Annotated in this window: 14 protein-coding genes and 1 pseudogene; 8 read left to right on the forward strand and 7 right to left on the reverse strand. The window is 49.3% G+C overall.

Annotated elements, in window-relative coordinates:
* Window positions 1-84 precede the first annotated feature (84 nt).
* A complete protein-coding gene (locus SPI9445_RS0112395; protein ID WP_017305070.1) occupies window positions 85-1,788 on the reverse strand; it encodes a potassium channel family protein in 1,704 nt (567 codons plus the stop codon).
* 228 nt (window positions 1,789-2,016) lie between these two features.
* On the opposite strand from SPI9445_RS0112395, the gene SPI9445_RS0112400 reads away from it, so the two are divergent.
* Together SPI9445_RS0112400 and SPI9445_RS0112405 are read left to right on the forward strand one after the other, a co-directional pair.
* Entirely contained in the window at window positions 2,017-2,781 is a 765-nt protein-coding gene (locus SPI9445_RS0112400; RefSeq protein ID WP_017305071.1) for a M15 family metallopeptidase, read from the forward strand.
* A 35-nt stretch (window positions 2,782-2,816) separates the two neighbouring features.
* Window positions 2,817-3,680: an SWIM zinc finger family protein gene (locus SPI9445_RS0112405; protein ID WP_017305072.1), complete on the forward strand. Its 864-nt coding sequence runs from the start codon at window positions 2,817-2,819 to the stop codon at window positions 3,678-3,680.
* Here SPI9445_RS0112405 and SPI9445_RS0112410 read toward each other — a convergent pair.
* The 3 genes from SPI9445_RS0112410 to SPI9445_RS0112420 all read right to left on the reverse strand — a co-directional run bounded on the left by SPI9445_RS0112410 (window position 3,677) and on the right by SPI9445_RS0112420 (window position 9,168).
* Window positions 3,677-4,186: a Rab family GTPase gene (locus SPI9445_RS0112410; RefSeq protein ID WP_017305073.1), complete on the reverse strand. Its 510-nt coding sequence runs from the start codon at window positions 4,184-4,186 to the stop codon at window positions 3,677-3,679. The two genes, SPI9445_RS0112405 and SPI9445_RS0112410, sit on opposite strands and share 4 nt — an antisense overlap.
* Before the next feature lie 2 nt (window positions 4,187-4,188).
* Entirely contained in the window at window positions 4,189-7,974 is a 3,786-nt protein-coding gene (locus tag SPI9445_RS29260; RefSeq protein WP_017305074.1) for an OmpA family protein, read from the reverse strand.
* Between the two features lie 270 nt (window positions 7,975-8,244).
* On the reverse strand, window positions 8,245-9,168 hold the full coding sequence (locus SPI9445_RS0112420) for a CoB--CoM heterodisulfide reductase iron-sulfur subunit B family protein (RefSeq protein ID WP_017305075.1): 924 nt from the start codon (window positions 9,166-9,168) through the stop codon (window positions 8,245-8,247).
* A 286-nt stretch (window positions 9,169-9,454) separates the two neighbouring features.
* Between SPI9445_RS0112420 and acpP the strand changes: the two genes are divergently transcribed.
* Together acpP and fabF are read left to right on the forward strand one after the other, a co-directional pair.
* Window positions 9,455-9,706, forward strand: coding sequence for an acyl carrier protein (gene acpP / locus SPI9445_RS0112425; RefSeq protein WP_017305076.1), 252 nt, complete (start codon window positions 9,455-9,457; stop codon window positions 9,704-9,706).
* Window positions 9,707-9,821: 115 nt separating this feature from the next.
* On the forward strand, window positions 9,822-11,069 hold the full coding sequence (fabF, locus tag SPI9445_RS0112430; protein ID WP_017305077.1) for a beta-ketoacyl-ACP synthase II: 1,248 nt from the start codon (window positions 9,822-9,824) through the stop codon (window positions 11,067-11,069).
* A gap of 110 nt (window positions 11,070-11,179) precedes the next feature.
* Here fabF and typA read toward each other — a convergent pair whose 3' ends face one another.
* Window positions 11,180-12,973: a translational GTPase TypA gene (gene typA / locus SPI9445_RS0112435; protein ID WP_017305078.1), complete on the reverse strand. Its 1,794-nt coding sequence runs from the start codon at window positions 12,971-12,973 to the stop codon at window positions 11,180-11,182.
* A gap of 168 nt (window positions 12,974-13,141) precedes the next feature.
* Here typA and rpiA point away from each other — a divergent pair, with 168 nt between their 5' ends.
* A complete protein-coding gene (gene rpiA / locus SPI9445_RS0112440) occupies window positions 13,142-13,843 on the forward strand; it encodes a ribose-5-phosphate isomerase RpiA (protein WP_017305079.1) in 702 nt (233 codons plus the stop codon).
* 116 nt (window positions 13,844-13,959) lie between these two features.
* Here rpiA and SPI9445_RS25355 read toward each other — a convergent pair whose 3' ends face one another.
* Both SPI9445_RS25355 and SPI9445_RS0112450 read right to left on the reverse strand, forming a co-directional pair.
* Entirely contained in the window at window positions 13,960-14,502 is a 543-nt protein-coding gene (locus SPI9445_RS25355; RefSeq protein ID WP_017305080.1) for a lysozyme inhibitor LprI family protein, read from the reverse strand.
* Between the two features lie 84 nt (window positions 14,503-14,586).
* Window positions 14,587-15,495, reverse strand: a complete 909-nt coding sequence (locus SPI9445_RS0112450; protein ID WP_017305081.1) for a homogentisate phytyltransferase — start codon at window positions 15,493-15,495, stop codon at window positions 14,587-14,589.
* Window positions 15,496-15,571: 76 nt separating this feature from the next.
* On the opposite strand from SPI9445_RS0112450, the pseudogene SPI9445_RS32110 reads away from it, so the two are divergent.
* From SPI9445_RS32110 to ntrB, 3 genes and pseudogenes are all read left to right on the forward strand, one after another.
* A pseudogene (locus tag SPI9445_RS32110) lies at window positions 15,572-15,787 on the forward strand (hypothetical protein); the annotation flags it as partial.
* Window positions 15,788-15,791: 4 nt separating this feature from the next.
* Complete coding sequence (locus SPI9445_RS25360; RefSeq protein ID WP_017305082.1) at window positions 15,792-16,214, forward strand: PIN domain-containing protein; 423 nt, start codon at window positions 15,792-15,794, stop codon at window positions 16,212-16,214.
* 347 nt (window positions 16,215-16,561) lie between these two features.
* The gene (gene ntrB / locus SPI9445_RS0112460) at window positions 16,562-17,437 is read left to right on the forward strand and encodes a nitrate ABC transporter permease (protein WP_017305083.1); all 876 of its coding nucleotides are present in this window, start codon (window positions 16,562-16,564) and stop codon (window positions 17,435-17,437) included.
* Window positions 17,438-17,462 lie beyond the last annotated feature (25 nt).

Below are 17,462 nucleotides of genomic sequence, written 5' to 3' on the forward strand. Positions count from 1 at the left end.
GGTTCGTAGTTGGGCTTCAGCCCCCAATTGGTTCGTAGTTAGACTTCAGCCCCCAATTGGTTCGTAGTTAGACTTCAGCCCCCACTACCCCATAATCAACTCAGACGCAGGACTTGGCACATCAGAACGCCACAACTGCTCCAATTCCGTCGCAGGCATGGTTAAATACAACACATCATTTTCCTGTAACGGTGTTTCCAATAATCCCCAGCCGTGAATGGTTTGGCCTTGAGATTCCAGGTAAAGGGGGACAAAATCCGCATGAACGGCCGCCTCTTGAACCGTTTTGCCATAGAAAGGATGATGAGCGGTAATCAACGTGGCCAAGGCGACCCAGAGTAAATCATCGGTGATGCCATTGCCCAGAATCCGCCCCCCCAAAGCCGCAGCCGCAAAGGAAGGCGTAGCCAATTCTGTGGGACAGAGAACACTTTCAAACTCAAAAACCTGCTGAACCGAAACCGAAAACTGTACATCATGATTGCGCACCACTACGGCAATCCGGGGGGAAATCGCCTTAGCACAGAGGGCAATTTCCACATTCACCATGTCATCACTGGTGACGGCTAAAAGGGCGCGGGCTTTGTGTACGTTGGCTTCTCTCAAACTGTTGGAAATGCTGGCATCTTCAATAATGACGGGAACACCGAGAGAGCGGGCGGTGTGTAAATAACGATTGTTGGCATCCCGTTCAATGACTACCACATCATGGCCTTGATTAAGCAGTTGTTGAACAATGCGCACCCCGATTCCTCCTAAACCACAAACAACGTAGTGATTGCCCGAGGGAACTTGGGTCACTGCCCAAAATTGCCGTAAACGGGAGCCGAGAATAAAATCATTGATCAAGGCGTAACAAATACCAATCACCCCGGCCCCGACAATCATCATGACGGAGGTGAAAATCTTGATGCTGTCGGGGGCATTTTCGGCCACTTCTTCCTTACCCCCGGCTCCGGTAATCATGCCTACGGAGAAGTATAGAGCATCGACAATAGACACCTGAAAGTTAATACTGACATAGGTCAAGGTGGCCAAGAAAATCGTTAAGAGGAGGGCCAGGGTGACAAGGGCGACGGGGCGGCCATATTCTTGGAATTTGCGGAGATTGGCGATCGCCTTGAGCCATTGTTTCACCCAAGAACGGCGACTATTGCGCACAGTTGGCTGAGTTCCCACAATTAAATGATCTCCTACTTCTAGGGGTTTTCCTTCCATCACGGCTGAGACTAAATCCACTTCATCCCGAGTCGGGAGAAAATAGATCAACATCCGAGAGCGACTTTCCCAGAGATCACTTAAGCTGCGCCCTAACCAAGGGTGATTTTCATGGATAATTTCTTCATGGATCGGCCAAGTTTGGTTAAACAGCCGTAACTGTCCAATGGCTTTATTCCCCAAGGCCGCAAAGGTAAAAATCGGCGCGGCTAATTCCGCTACACTCATGCTCACATGATCCACTACGGTCTGATCCAACCGTTCCCCAAGGGTATGATTCAATAAACGGTTAATAATGCGAATCTTGTGATTAATTACTTTCGCTTGGGTCAAAATGGCCAAATTTAAAGCATCATCATTTCCAGCCAGTACAAGAGTATGGGCTTCTCGAATCCCGGCGGTGATCAGGGTCGAAGCGGAGCGCAAATCCCCGATAATAATATGATTCATGGTTTCTCCCGGAATGGGGCGATCGCTCACACCCACCACATCCGCTCCCTGTTGTCGAAGCAGATTAAAAATCCGGTATCCTGTACGACCGAGGCCACAAACAATAATGCGCGGTTTCATGGAAGACAGAGGCGCAGTCTCCTGAGCAGAATGATAAGAATTTTTCTATTTTCACTGAACTGGTACTTCAGAAGTGTAGCCTTAGACACGATCCTATGGGAATCCAGAGAATAGAGTATTGACCTTTGGACACAACCACATTTTCCCTCTTGTCCGTCAGGAGTATGTAACAATTGGTTTGATCCCTTTCGGTGGCGTAGAGGATTGAAAACATTGGATAAAGTGAGGATGGGACAGGAAAAGTTACAAATTCCCAATTGGGACGAAATTCCCGTAGCCCAACGGGAGAACCAAACGGTAGAACCCAAGGGAGGCGGGGTTCTCTGGCTGATGGTGGGGGGAATAGTCGGTTTAGGTGCGATCGCCGCCCTCGGATTTTACCTCTTCACCCTAGAGGGTTCTCCTTTAGTCCAATCTCAACCCGACAAAGTAGAAACCCCCTCTGAAGTGGCAGAACGTCAAGAATTAGCCGTTGAAAATGTTTTAGGCCATCTGCCTTATCAGGAAGCCTCCCCCGACGATCTCGAACCCATTACCCGGGATGGTCGTATCCGTCTCCGTCGGAGTGCCGCCCAACAGTACCGAGCCATGGAGGCCGCCGCACGAGGGGATGGGGTGATTTTAAGCGCGATTTCCGGCTTTCGCACCGTGGAGGAGCAGCAATATCTCTTTTTTGGCGTGAAGCAGCAACGCAATCAAGGGGCAGCACAACGGGCAGAAGTGAGCGCGCCTCCGGGATATAGTGAACATCACACAGGCTATGCAGTTGATATTGGGGACGGTCGCGCTCCGGCGACAAATTTAAGTGTTAACTTTGAAAATACGGCGGCGTTCCGTTGGTTAGAACAAAATGCCTCTCGTTTTAGTTTTGAGCTATCGTTTCCCCAAGATAACCCCCAAGGCATCGCCTATGAACCTTGGCATTGGCGTTTTGTGGGAGATATTGAGAGTTTAGAAACCTTCTATCGGGCGCAAAATCTCCGGCGGGAGTAGAGCCATGGAACAAATTTTAGGCGGGAGTAAAAAGTATGACAAATTATCAAATTGAAAGCCGAGAATGGTGGGTGGAGCGCTGGTTAGAGTTACTGGACTCCTACCGTTTTAAAAAGCGTTTAGAACGGGCGCGCAAGTATTCTATGGAAGGGAATGTCTTGTCCATTGAGTTTAAGGGGGCGAAGGTCTTGGCTAAGGTGCAGGGGAGCGAGGTAGATCCCTATCAGGTGTCTCTCTCCTTAACGCCTTTTTCTAATGAGGACTGGAGTTATGTGATTGAAACCATGTCGGAAAAGGCCATCTATGCGGCGCAGTTGTTGGCGGGGGAAATGCCAGCCAATATTGAGGAAGTATTTACCGCCAATGGTTTAAGTTTGTTTCCCTTCACCTTGTCGGATATTCATTCCCGTTGTACTTGTCCCGATCCAGCGAACCCCTGTAAGCATATTGGGGCCGTGTACTATGAGTTAGGCGATCGCTTTAGTGAAGATCCCTTTGTCCTCTTCCAGTTGCGGGGACGTACCAAGGGGCAGATTTTAGACGCTTTGCGTCAAGTGCGGGCAAGATCGGTTAAGGATAGTGGCAAGCGCAACAATAAGGAAAATGGCAAGGGCTCCAAGAAGAAAGCCCCGAAACCGAAAAACACTCAAACCGCCCTCAATCCCGAACTATTCTGGGAGTACGAGGAACCCTTAGATTCTTCCTTAGTGGCGATCCCTTCGGGACGCTCCGCGAACGCATCGACTCCCGAAAGTAAGGGCATCTTAGAACTACTGGGCAATCCTCCCCTCCCCTCCCATGATGCCGCTATGGTGCGTCAAGCCCTCGAACAAGCCTATCCCATCGCCAGTCAACGAGCGATCGCTACCGCACTTAATCGAGAAACCTCCAGCAGTTAAGCTAACTTCTCGGCAATACATTGAAACATCTCATCCACAGCCTCCCCCGTTTTGGCAGAGGTAACGTAAGTCTCGACAATTTGCGCCTGTTCAAAAGGGTACTGTATGACTAACCGTTCTAACTGAGATGGACTCAATAAATCGGACTTATTAAAAGCCACTAAAATCCAACCTTGAGGATTAACCGTAAAAAATAAATCTAAGTGTTTTTCCACATTAACAATTGTGTCCTGACGCTTGACATCCGCCACAATAATAGCCGCCTTTGCCCCTTGTAAATAACTGCGCGCCACATGGCGAAACGACGTATGGCCTTCTATATCCCAGATTAACAATTCCACATGGTGTTTCCCTTCCGGCAAAAGTACCACTTTGCGCGAGATTTTAACCCCAACCGTAGACAAATACTGATCACTAAACTGTCCGTCCACAAAACGACGAATTAAGCTGGTTTTTCCGACACAAAAATCTCCCAGCAAACAAATTTTTTTCGAGACAACATTCATAATTAGGGGGCAGGAAGGGAAGATGCGGAGGGGGCAGGCATTAACTCGAAACGCACAACCCGACTGCGATCCGCCGAATCATTAGTTTCTACTTCTGGAGGCGGTTCAGCCGTGCCGTTAATCGCTAAACGTTCTGGATCAAGTCCTTGAGACAGTAACACACTTTGGACATTTTTCGCCCGTTCCATCGCTAATTCTTGGTTACTCTGAGCCGGTCCAGAACCATCAGCATGACCGACAATTCTTAAACCAATCTCAGGATATTCCGCTAAAAAGTTCCGGATTTGATTCACTCTGGCATTAGACAAACTGCCAAAAGGAACCCGAGATGATCCCATCTCAAAAAACACCCGTTCCCGCAAAAATTCTGGTAACAGTTGGGCTGTATTGACTGTTTCAATCCCCGGAATCTGGTCAAAGGACTCTACAATCAATTTATAATCTTCTGGATTATTAAAGTTCCCCCGTAAAATAACCGTTCCGGGTTGATACCCTGCTGTCAGATTAATATTATTACTGCGGTTTAAAAGACTGGCAACCACGGCCACCGTATTCGCTACATTGGCGGGATCTGGGGGAATTTGTACCACAATAATCTGATTGTCTACTTCCAAATTTGAATTAATTCCCGCCACCATTTTCTCCGCATCCGCTTTCACTTGTTCGAGGGGAACTCGTCCCGATAGAATCACCCGTTTTCCGTTAACGGTGGGAGTGAGTTGGGAATAGGAGGCATTTTCTAAATCTGTGAGGGCGGACTCAATACGAGATTCTAAACGACGGTCTAAAAAGCCTCGAACTTGGAAATAACTCCAAGGTAAAACCACCACAATCAACAGAATCACCAACAGGGTCAGTAAGGCCGAGGGGGATTTTTGTTGTCCGCTTTTTTTCAGCTTCTGTGCCAGTTGTTCCAAGGCTTGGGTGACAGTATCCGGCACCCCAGCGCGATCGCCATCATACTGTTCAATCAGTTGACCATGTTTTTGGGTAATTTCCCCGAGAGTGCGGCGCAGATGTTTCACCACTACTGTGGAGGGATTCCCTTCTACCGCCACCGCTAAATAACAATAACCCGCCACTTCCAAAATAATCCGCGAGTTCCCATACTCAATTTCGTTGAGTTCGGCAATTTTCCCAGATTCAGCAATACAATCATTGACAAAACTGCGAATAGCTGTAAGCATCCCGGCAATCATATTTGATTCTAGACGCTGCTCCCCATGAGGCTGGACTTCCGCAATCACCAAACCCGAGGCCTTATGGATTAAGAAAAGGGCTTGAACCTTAACCGGAGAGGCTTCTTGTAGGATTAACTCCGCTTCCGATACCCCTTGAATTTTCGCCTTGATTTTCCGTTGCACCCCGGAAATACTCAGGGTTTGATCCACCTTCTCATTAATCGAGGCCACCAGTTCACCCATGTACTTGGAAATGGTATTCCCCACAACGGGATAGAGAGCATCCACCATCGCATCCCGTTCTAGTTCGATTTGGGCTTTAATGGCTCTACCCATGGCTGGGCCTAGGGCTTCGGGGATAGCATCCCGTTCCAGTTTGTTTTGCTCTTGCAGGGCGGCGGCAATTTCAGGGGCTATTGCTCGGGCTATTGCCCGAGGGGAGCGTTGGATTTCCCGTTCAATGGCCAAGGGTAACACTTGGGCGAGTGCTTGACTCATGGCGGCCTGATCTTGAGTTGCTCGTTGTTGGATGATGTCGTCAATGATGGGAACTAACAACTCCGCGATCGCCTCTTGAGAAATCCCCACCTTCATCTTTAACAACTGCACCATCAACGGCACCAGAGGATTAATCACCTCCGTTGGCTCATAGACCTGATTTTCCAAAGAAGAGAGCTTGGTTTCCAACTGACCAATTAACTGGCGCACCTGAGCAAAATCTGTCTCGTTTAGTTCCTCTTTGAGCGCGCCATCCCCCGGAAGGTTGCCCTGATTGATCCGCTCTAATTGCTGCTGAATCGCTTCTACAACCTCCTCAGCCTTGGGGGACGGGGTAGCCGTCGTTTGAGGGGGTTCTACGACCTCAGAAGCAGTATAAACCGCCTCTGAGAGGTTCTCTGGAGGGATAACCTGCTCAGAGACTGATTCAGTCTCGGTCTGGGGTTCAAGTTCATCTTCGAGGACTACCTCCTGATGGCTAACCGTGGCGGGTTCATGAATGGGCGTTTCTGCTATCCTTTCGTGATCCTGCACCGGAGGTGTAATGTCCTCAGTTTCCTCGACCCGAGGAGTCAGTTCTTCCTTTTCCTGCACCGGAGGTGTAATGTCCTCAGTTTCCTCGACCCGAGGAGCCGGAGGGGTCAGTTCTTCCTCTCGTTCTTCCCCAGGAGGGCTAACGGCGGCTTTCTGTTCCGCAGCAATCCCCTGATGTTCTTCGGCCCAGCCTTGGAGTTGTTTTAAAGAGGCTTCCAATAATAAATCAGGAGTTTCTAAGAGATTCTCCTCTTCTTCCTCTTCCGAGGGTGGGGGTGGGGTGGGGGAGAGGAGCAAATCGCGAAAACTCTGGAGGGGATCTTCTTTTTTCTTGGCTTGGGAACGTGGAAAGGGTTTAGTGCCACGGCGTACTGTCCGGGTGGGTTTCCCTTTGCCGTTTTGATCTGAACCCTTACGAGAACCATTACTGGTCTGGGAATTCGCCCCATTTTGGCTTACTGGGGCTGGGGGTTTATGCTCCTCAACCGTCTTTTTCGGTGGGGGTGGGGGAGGAGTGCGGAAGGGACTGGCTGCATTAGAGGGCGAGGCGGCCATTGTTTCCGAGGGCAGGTGAACCTGGTCTTCTCCCCATTCTTCTTGGGCTGGGCTAGGTTTTTCGGGTTCAGGGGTTGGCTCTTCTGTGAGGGGAAACACGGCCTCTAGTAAGGTATCTAGTCTCGATGGGACCTCGGTTGAGGAGATGGGGTTTTCGGCGGATTCGAGTTCAGGGGAAACAACAGTTTCCGGGGTTGGGGTTTCTGGTTCTCGGGATTTTTGTTGGAAGGGGATGACCTTTTCCGGTGGGGGGGTTTGCTCTTGAACGGGAATCAGGTTTTCGCTTTTGGCTTCCGGTTCGGCTTGGGAGGGGAAGGGGAGCAGGGTTTCTCCTTCCCCCATTGGCTGGGAGGGGGGAGAGTCTGGGGTGAAGGTCTTCAGGGGGTCTTGCGGTTGGCTGGGGGCTGTCTCCCCTTTGCGGGAGGAGAGAAAAGACGCGATCGCCGCGAGATCAATCGGTGGTGGGGTTTCGGTGGATTGACGGCTAGGACTAGGTGTAACCGAGATGGCTTCAACAGGGGGGTCAGCCTGTCCTGATTCCGCCCAAGAGGGGGATTCAGCGACGGCTGGGCTTTCGGAGGGGGATACTTGTTCTGAGGGAACTTGGGACTGGGAAAGCTCAACCTCATCCTCGTCTAGGCCCGGTTGAAACTTATGGATTTTCTGAGTAAGGTCAAGGGTGGGAGAGAGCGATCGCGCTTTATCCTGCTCGGTCATGGTTGGTGCGGGTTGAGTTTGGCTAGAGGAGGGCTTTTGGGATAACAGTTCCTGTAAATCTTCTAGCACCCCCGCTAACTTATCATCCTGAGCGGGATGACCTCCGGAGAATTTACTCTGGGGACTTTGTTCTGAGGGCGGCACTTGATCAAAATTTTCTTCACGATTGCCCGCATCTGACCAAAAGTCAAATGCCTCATCTTGATTCCACGGATCCGGAACAGCCGGAGGAGTTCCCCCATTCTGTCCGTTGCGCTTCAATTTCGGTTCTGCTGACCCTTGATTCTGTTTTGACGATGCCATAGACCACCATCCCTATAGTTCACAGCCAGCCGAGGTGAAGTTCTCCCGAATCTAACCCCAGCCTACTACCAGTTAATAGTAGATGTTAGTGGAGAATCTGACCGACAGACAAGTATCGGGGAAATCAATAATTCGGGTCGGCTCAATTCAACCAGACACTAGACTCAACAAGAGAACAGAAAACAGACAATAGGCAACCTTTTTTCACGACCCCCCCGTTCCCTGTTCCCTTAACTTGTCAAGATTGGGCAAATAGGCAGCGACTCTTCCCTACAGCCCCAATTTCTCTAAGAAAACTTGGGTTTTGACAACATGACGATGTAAGCCTAACGCTTGGGGTGCAATGCCAAGGGCTAAACCCACTAACTGGGGCAGATGGAGAATAGGAATATTTAAGGACTGTCCCAAAACCTTGGCAATTTCCGGTTGTCGAGAATCGAGATTTAAGTGACAGAGGGGGCAAGGTGTGACTAAACAATCAGCCCCTTGTGCGATCGCCTCCTGCAAATGTCCTCCTGCCATCTGGAACGCCTGTTCTGTGGCATAACTGGATAAAGGCCACCCACAGCATTGAGTGCGGCCCCGATAATAGACTGGACTCGCCCCCACCGCCCGAAACAGATTTTCCATCGATTCCGGTTGATAGGGATCATCAAAGGGTAAATGTTTCTGCGCCCGCAATAAGTAACAACCATAAAACGCCGCACAGTTCAACCCCGTCAGAGGACGAGTCACCTTAGCTTTTAGAGTATCTAAACCATAATCTCCCACCAAAGCCCAGAGTAAATGCTTGACCTCCGTTGTCCCCTGATAGGGAGAACAACCTTGTTGAGTTAAAAACCCATTCACCTGCTCCAAATACTCCGGATGCTTAACCTGCGCTTCCTTCAGGCGTTCATCCACATGACCGATCACACCTTGACAGGTGCTACAATGGGTCAGTAACGGTAAATTCAGTCCCTCTGCCAAGGCAATATTCCGAGCATTGACCGTATCTTCTAACAACTGAGAATCTTCCTTATAGGTTCCCGATCCGCAACAAGTCGCCTTTTTCAGTTCTACTAACTCAATCCCTAACACCGTCGTCAGTGCTGCCGTCGATTGGTAGAGTTCCCGACAAGCCCCTTGAGCAACACAACCCGGAAAATAAGCGTATCGTAGCGATTGGGGGATAGCTTGAGTTTGTCCAGTCATCAGCCTTTACTCTATTAAGCATCAAAAATCTAGGAACAGAAACCCCACCCAGCCGAGTCAGCAAGATGAAGGTTGCCCTCCCCTTTCCATCTTGCCCTAGGGAAGTCACCGAGGCGAAAAACTATCGAAATTCTTCACCTGTGCCGGGCTGTATCGAAACAGACAGAGAAAGAAGCGCCCACCACTTTACTGGAGTGTCCCTCTTTCCGATAAGATGAAGAATGCTGACAATTTTATTAAGTCGTAAAAAATCTGAATTCTAACAAAAGGGTTGAGGACACATTAAATGAATCAAGACGTGTTTGAGAAAGTCAAAAAAATCGTCATGGAGCAGTTGGAGATTGACGACGAGGGAAAAATCACGCCTGAAGCCAGTTTTGCCAATGATCTTAATGCGGATTCTCTGGATACGGTAGAACTGGTTATGGCTTTAGAAGAAGAGTTTGACATTGAAATTCCCGATGAAGTAGCCGAACAAATTGATACGGTGGGTAAAGCCGTAGACCATATAAGTGATAAGGTGGCCGCCTCCGCCTAAGTCAAGGCTATTCCGTGTTTTTTCAGACACCCTGAGGTTAGGACACCCCTAACCTGATCTGCACCGTCTCACCCATCTGCATTCTGGGTTCAAAAGCCCCTATCCATCAAGAGTCATGACAAATTTGCAACGAAACAGAGTTGTTATCACAGGTCTCGGCGCAATCACGCCCATCGGAAACACTCTCGCAGAATACTGGGAGGGATTAATGATGGGGCGGAACGGGATTGGTGAAATTACTTTCTTTGATGCCTCCAAACACGCCTGTCGTATCGCAGGTGAGGTCAAGGGATTTGACCCCCATCAGTACCTAGAACGCAAAGAAGCCAAGCGCATGGATCGCTTCTCGCAATTTGCGGTATCGGCCAGTAAACAAGCGCTGGCCGATGCCAAATTAGTGATTGATGAGTTGAATGCAGAGCGAGTGGGAGTGCTAATCGGGACTGGCGTAGGTGGCCTGAAGGTCATGGAAGACCAACAGGAAATCTATCTGTCAAAAGGCCCTTCTCGCTGTAGTCCCTTTATGATCCCCATGATGATTGCGAATATGGCGGCGGGATTGACAGCGATTCACACCGGAGCCAAGGGACCGAATTCTTGTACGGTAACGGCCTGTGCGGCGGGATCTAATGCCATTGGGGATGCGTTCCGATTGGTGCAAAATGGCTATGCTAAGGTGATGATTTGCGGGGGAACAGAGGCGGCCGTTACACCTTTGTCTGTGGCGGGTTTTGCCTCGGCTAAGGCCCTATCGACTCGCAATGATCCCGAATCAGCCTGTCGTCCCTTTGATAGGGATCGGGATGGCTTTGTGATGGGGGAAGGAGCGGGAATTTTGATTCTAGAGGAGTTAGAACACGCCCTCGCCCGAGGGGCCAAGATTTACGGGGAAATGGTGGGCTATGGCATGACCTGCGATGCTTACCATATTACCTCTCCGGTGCCAGGGGGACAGGGTGCGACCCGGGCGATGGAATTGGCTCTAGCGGATGGGGATCTGAAACCCGAGGATGTGGATTATGTGAACGCCCACGGGACTAGCACCCCAGCCAATGATGTGACGGAAACCCATGCCATTAAGAAAGCGTTGGGAGAACGAGCGAAGCAGATTGTAGTCAGTTCTACCAAGTCCATGACGGGGCATCTGTTGGGCGGTTCCGGGGGAATTGAGGCGGTGGCCACGGTGATGGCGATCGCACAAGATCGAGTTCCACCCACCATTCACCTAGAAAACCCAGATCCTGAATGTGATCTCGATTATGTCCCCGATCAGTCTCGGGCGGTTCCGGTCAATGTAGCCTTATCCAATTCTTTTGGTTTTGGTGGGCATAATGTGACCTTAGCCTTTAAGAAATATTTGTGAGGAATCTGGCACGGTATCCAATCTTCTGAATCCCCCGGCAGAATCTTTGATTTGCCGGGAGAGAACGTCAGGACGAGCTTGGATTATTTCGCCGATGGATCGAAGTCCCCTTAGCGTTTCGCTAACTTCTTCGCCTTCATCTTCCGTAAACGAATGGATTCTGGCGTAACTTCTACCAACTCATCGGGGCCAATATACTCCAGCGCCCGTTCTAAACTCATTTCTATGGGGGTCTGTAACTGTACTAACTCATCCCCCGTCGCGGAACGATGGTTCGTTAACTGCTTGGTTTTACAGACATTTAAATCCAAATCTTGCGGCCGATTGTGTTCGCCGACAATCATTCCTTTGTAGACTTTTGTTCCGGGTGAGATAAAGAAAGATCCCCGGTCTTCCGCTTGTTTGAGGGCGTAGAATGTGGCCACCCCTTCCTCAAAGGCAATCATCACGCCATTGTAACGGGTTTCGAGTTCCCCAATTAACGGACGATACTCTAAGAAACTGTGGTTCATAATGCCTTCCCCACGAGTCAGACGGATAAACTCCCCTCGGAAACCAATTAAACCCCGCGCTGGGATGACAAACTCTAATTGAGTCCGTCCATTCGCCCCGACCTGCATATCCTGCATTTCGCCCTTGCGTTGGCCTAAACGCTCAATACAAGACCCTACCGCGTCTTCTTGAACGTCTAACACCAAATACTCGAAGGGTTCACAGGGTTGGCCGTTGACTTCCCGATAAATTACTTGAGGCTGAGACACTTGGAACTCGTAGCCTTCCCGACGCATGGTTTCAATTAAAATCCCCAGATGGAGTTCTCCCCGACCGGAAACCATGAATTTTTCGGCGGAGTCGGTTTCTTCGACTCGTAGGGCGACGTTGGTTTCTAACTCCCGGTACAGGCGATCGCGCAGTTGGCGAGAGGTCACATATTGGCCTTCCTGTCCGGCAAAGGGAGAGTCATTCACCGAGAAGGTCATTTGTAATGTCGGTTCATCTACCCGGATTAAGGGCAAAGCTTGGGGGTTTTCAGGACAACTAATGGTTTCCCCAATATTGGCATCGGCAAAACCCGCTACGGCGACAATATTTCCGGCGGACGCTTCGGCAATCTCAATCCGACTTAAGCCCTCAAAGCCCAATAATTTACTAACTTTCCCCTTGACAATTGAGCCATCATCTTTATAGAGAACCGCCTGTTGACCCGCTTGAATGACCCCATTATGAATCCGACCAATGACAATCCGACCCAGATAATCGGAATAATCTAGGGTCGTCACCTGTAACTGTAAGGGTTTCTTGGGATCTCCGGCCGGGGGCGGAACATGGTGCAGAATGGCTTCAAACAGGGGCTGCATATCTACCCCTTCGTCATCGATGGCGGCCTTGGTGAAACCTTGTAAACCGGAGGCGTACAGGGTGGTAAAGTCGCATTGGTCATCATCAGCCCCCAACTCAACAAAGAGGTCAAAGACTTTATCAATGGCTATGTCGGGGTCAGCGTTGGGACGGTCGATTTTATTCACCACCACAATGGGACGCAGGCCTTTTTCTAGGGCTTTTTTCAGGACAAAGCGGGTCTGAGGCATGGGGCCTTCATTGGCATCCACGATTAAAATACAACCGTCTACCATGCCTAACACCCGTTCCACTTCGCCGCCGAAATCGGCGTGTCCGGGGGTGTCTACAATATTGATCAGGGTTTCTTTGTAGCGAACGGCGGTATTTTTGGAGAGGATGGTAATGCCCCGTTCCCGTTCTAGGGCGTTGGAGTCCATCACACAGTCCGGGATATCTTCCCCTTCTCGGAAAATCCCCGATTGTTTAAGCAGTGCATCAACGAGTGTTGTTTTGCCGTGGTCAACGTGGGCAATAATCGCAACGTTACGAATGGGAAGAGACATATAGACTGTGTGCGGATTCAATAAGATGACTAAGGGATGAGATCAATTATCTCAAAATTTCTTAAATAATTGTAACAAATTTTGGCTCCCAGCGTGTCACAAGAACTGGATTGCTAGGGGGATCAATCTATGCAAGGATTTAGGGGGTAACTACAGGAGCAATGTGTCATGAGTGATGCGGTTAAGGTGATGAAACAAGAAGTGGGCAAAGCGGCCGCCCAGCGTGTGGAGTCTGGGATGATTGTGGGACTAGGTACGGGGTCCACGACGGCCTGTGCCATTGAGTCTATTGGCGATCGCCTAAAAAAAGGCGAAATCTCCAACATTGTGGGAGTCCCCACGTCCTTCCAAGCGGAAGTCTTAGCCAAACAGTATGGGATACCCCTAACGACTCTGGATGCCATTGATCATATTGACGTAGCCATTGACGGGGCCGACGAAGTAGACCCCCAGAAGAACCTGATTAAAGGGGGAGGCGCTGCCCACACCAGGGAAAAAGTGGTGGATTATTTGGCCAAAACCTTTATTGTGGTGGTGGATGAGGGGAAATTAGTAGACAAGTTGGGGTCTACGTTTAAAGTCCCGGTGGAAGTGATCCCAATGGCCATTAGCCCTGTTATGCGCGCTTTAGAAGCTTTGGGGGGTCAGCCTGAATTGCGCATGGGGATTAAAAAAGCAGGGCCTGTGGTGACAGACCAAGGAAATCTAGTGATTGATGTGAAGTTTGACGATATCCCCAATCCGGTGGAGTTAGAACAAAAAATTAATAACATCCCCGGCGTACTAGAAAATGGCGTATTTGTCAACTGTGTAAATACGGTTTTAGTGGGTGAAATTAAAGACGGCCAGCCCGGTGTGCGGGAATTTTAGGCCGGGAGTCGGGGAATAGGGAACAGGGAGTCGGGAATCGGGAATAGTCAAGAGTTTTGGCTATTCCCCTGCTCCCCTGCTCCCCCTCTCCTAAACATTATGAGGAAATCTGGGGTTTACCATTCTTGTAGATAGGCTTCTAACTGTTCTGTGCGACGTTGGGTTAAATCATTAACACACATGGCGTAAATCATGGGCATGATGGTTCCCCCATCGTAGCGACGGCGGGAAAATTCACAATCTTTATCGCGGAAATCAATCCAAGCTTTTTCCGCTTCAATGAGACGGTTTTCTTGGGGCGTTCCGGCGACTTTTGCCCGCAGTTGGCGATAGACTTCATTTAAGCGGACATCGGCTTCTTTTGCCCCTTGATCTGCACAGACATTCATTTCCCATTGACTGGTTGGATTCTCACAGTTTAACTCCTCCTCTACCTCTGTATCGGGGGCTTGGGCGACGATAGAAGGGGAGGGGGAGGCAATGGCGGCACGGGAGGGGGAGGAGAAAGTCGGGGTGGGTGACTCCCTATATTGTTGTTCGGTGGGAGGAGTTTGAGGGGTGGGATCTGTGGCTTGGGTTTGTTCGGGGGTGGAACAACCAGAAAAGATGACGAGGGCGAGGGTAGCTGTAAAAACGATTAGGTGTTTAGCGGTTTTCATAACAGTCGTTCGTATTCTGTAATTGAGAGGGTTGTTGCTGCCAGACTTGGATTATAAGGGGTTTAGCGGTTGGGCGTAAAACACCTAGGCGAGTAGACAGGCTAGGGGAAATAGAAGATATTCCAAGAAAAAGAGTTTCCAGATGAACTGATAAAACTGCGCGATCGCCCGTTTCTGACTCAGTTGGATCTTCTGACTCCGCCACCAGAGCAAAATCAGCAGGATAACATGGCTACTGAGCAAAAACTCTGCATTCACTGGAGCAATTCTAGCAACTGCAATCAGTATCATGCCTAAATAGCAGAGGGTGATCACCAACAGGGACAGTTTTAAAATTGCCGCTTTGCCTAAAATGAGGGTAAAGGTCTGAATATTGTATTGTTTATCCCCTTCTAAGTCGGGAACATCTTTAAACAGCGCGATCGCCACCGTAAACAGGACAATAAACCCCGTCAACACCCACACCGTCAGGGGAATCCCCAGCACACCGCCCAATTGACCGTTAAAGTGGAGGAATAACCCCAAATTCACCACCACCCCCCGCACTGTGAAAATACAAAAAGCGGCCCAAAAGGGAAATCGTTTCAGACGCACCGGAGGTAAAGAATAAGCCGTTCCGATGGCTAAACTAATCCCCACCGTCGCCAAGAGCCAAACACCCCCCCACGCCGCCCCTAGCAGTGCCAGAACGCCTGTTAGCTGCACAATAGCAACCCCGTCTTGTCGGGAGAATTCCCCAGAAGCGAGGGGAAGATGGGGTTTATTAATGCGGTCAATCTCGATGTCTTCCAGTTGATTGAGGCCGACAATGTAAACATTACCACAGAGACAGGCCAAGAGCGTCAACAGTAGCCCCCCAAGGCTTTCCGGTGTCGGAACCGTTTGGTGATGGGCCAGGGCGATCGCATAAATGGCCAACACACTCAAGGTTGTGCCGATAATGGTATGAGGGCGGGAGAATTGCCAAAAGGCATCCAGTTTGAAATCAGTCATGAGTTTTGGGCTGGAGTCTACAGGAAATTTTCGCTCATTCTCCCACTTTCTGGAATGCAGCGAAGAACCATAAAAACGACACATTAAAAATGAAGCCTTGCGGATATTGTCGTTGGGAACTAGCGATACGGCCTGGGGAGGGAACGTAAGACAACCTGGCAAGATTTCGGTTTTGCTAGATGCTTTTCCCATTGAATCAGGAAGCCCCATCCTCGCGCCTCGGCAGGGTGGGGTAGTTCACACTATGACCCGGAGGAACTGGAGCGCGATCTCGAAACCCTTGGAGAGTTGAAATCATGACTTGTATTGTGGCAGACACTTCTCCCATCTGCTATCTGTTATGTATTGATAAAATTGATTTGCTACCACGGTTATATGAAACGGTGATAATCCCTCAAACAGTTCGGGACGAACTGGAGGCTGTTGGGTCGCCTGTGGTTGTTCAGGACTGGATCAAGCAACCTCCTGAATGGCTGGAAATTCGTGTCGTTGCTGTGGGTTTAGATCCGGCTTTGGAATCGCTCGATCCGGGGGAGCGAGAAGCGATTTTATTAGCTGAAAAACTCATGGCAGATTGGGTCATACTCGATGACAAAGCGGCTCGGCAGATGGCCTCAGTATTCTGCCGCCTCCACCATGAAATCAGCCAATTCAGGAGTTCAGCGAGGTACTGCTTGGGGAATTGGTCGTGGATCAAACGAGTCACGGGGGGATTTTAGCAAAAGGCGACGGTTATTCTCCCCCATGAGAACTAATGATGTATCGTGGGTTGCCCTAGCCTTCTAATATGCAGAAAATTCATTGAAAATATGCAATATATTCATATTCGCTTAATATTTTGTAACTGAGAATACAAATTCCCTTCAAGAATATTCTTAGTCTAAAGCAGAATTACACGGTGAAAAGTGCAAAAGCACCCCCGATTCTTGGCTAGATTAACGAACTTAAAGGAATCAATCCATAACGTCTCCCGAGTTCTAAATATCTAGCCTAACCCTGAACTGCAAACCCCACAAACATAAGCGTTGTTGAATCGCTTAGGATTACCGTTCTTACCTAGTAAATTATGAGTGTTGCTACAGAAAAGACTAAAACAAAGCCAGCCTTGAACTGGACTGAATTTTTGGGCAGAAATGGAGAAAACATTATTTTTCCGGCCTTGGGATTTTTTGCGTTAATTATTGTTTGGAGTATTCTCGCCAAGTTAACCGAAGGGAAGATTAGTGAACTGCCCAATCCGTCTCGCACCTTTGACGATAGTTTGCCCTATCTCCGGAACTTTTTCTCACAAACCCAAGGAGATGAAGGGATCTTTTTCCTCACCCTTTACAGTTTAGTGCGGGTTGCCTTTGGGTTTGTGATTGCGATGGCGATCGCAATTCCCCTCGGTTTTCTCATTGGCACCTCTCGCCAAGCCGCTAAAATGATCAATCCTCTCATTCAACTCGGCAAACCCATTTCCCCCCTAGCATGGCTCCCTGTAGGCATCGTGCTATTTACCGCCCTCCTCGAAGGTGCGCCCCGTGTAATAGCCCAAAACGCCCCCGCAATCTTCGTGATTGTTGTCACCTCCCTCTGGCCGACTTTAATTAACACCGCCTTGGGGGTAAAAAGTATTCCTAAAGATTACTGGAATGTCTCCAAAGTTCTCAAACTTTCTAAACAACAAGTCGTGACAGAAATCATGATTCCCTCCACATTACCCTATATCTTTACCGGAATGCGCTTGAGTTTAGGGATTGCTTGGTTAGTTATTGTAGCCGCAGAAATGCTAACTGGAGCAACTGGAATCGGCTTCTTTGTTTGGGATACATACAATACTGGAGAAATTAGCTTAGTCATTCTTTCCCTCTTTGTGATTGGAATAGTTGGATTACTCCTAGATCAATTAGTGGCTGTTGTAGAGCGTTTTGTGGTGGGTAAAGCTCAATTACAAAGTTAGTAATTTCCCTAAAAAGCATTACCCA

This window comes from Spirulina subsalsa PCC 9445 (assembly GCF_000314005.1).
GTDB lineage: Bacteria > Cyanobacteriota > Cyanobacteriia > Cyanobacteriales > Spirulinaceae > Spirulina_A > Spirulina_A subsalsa.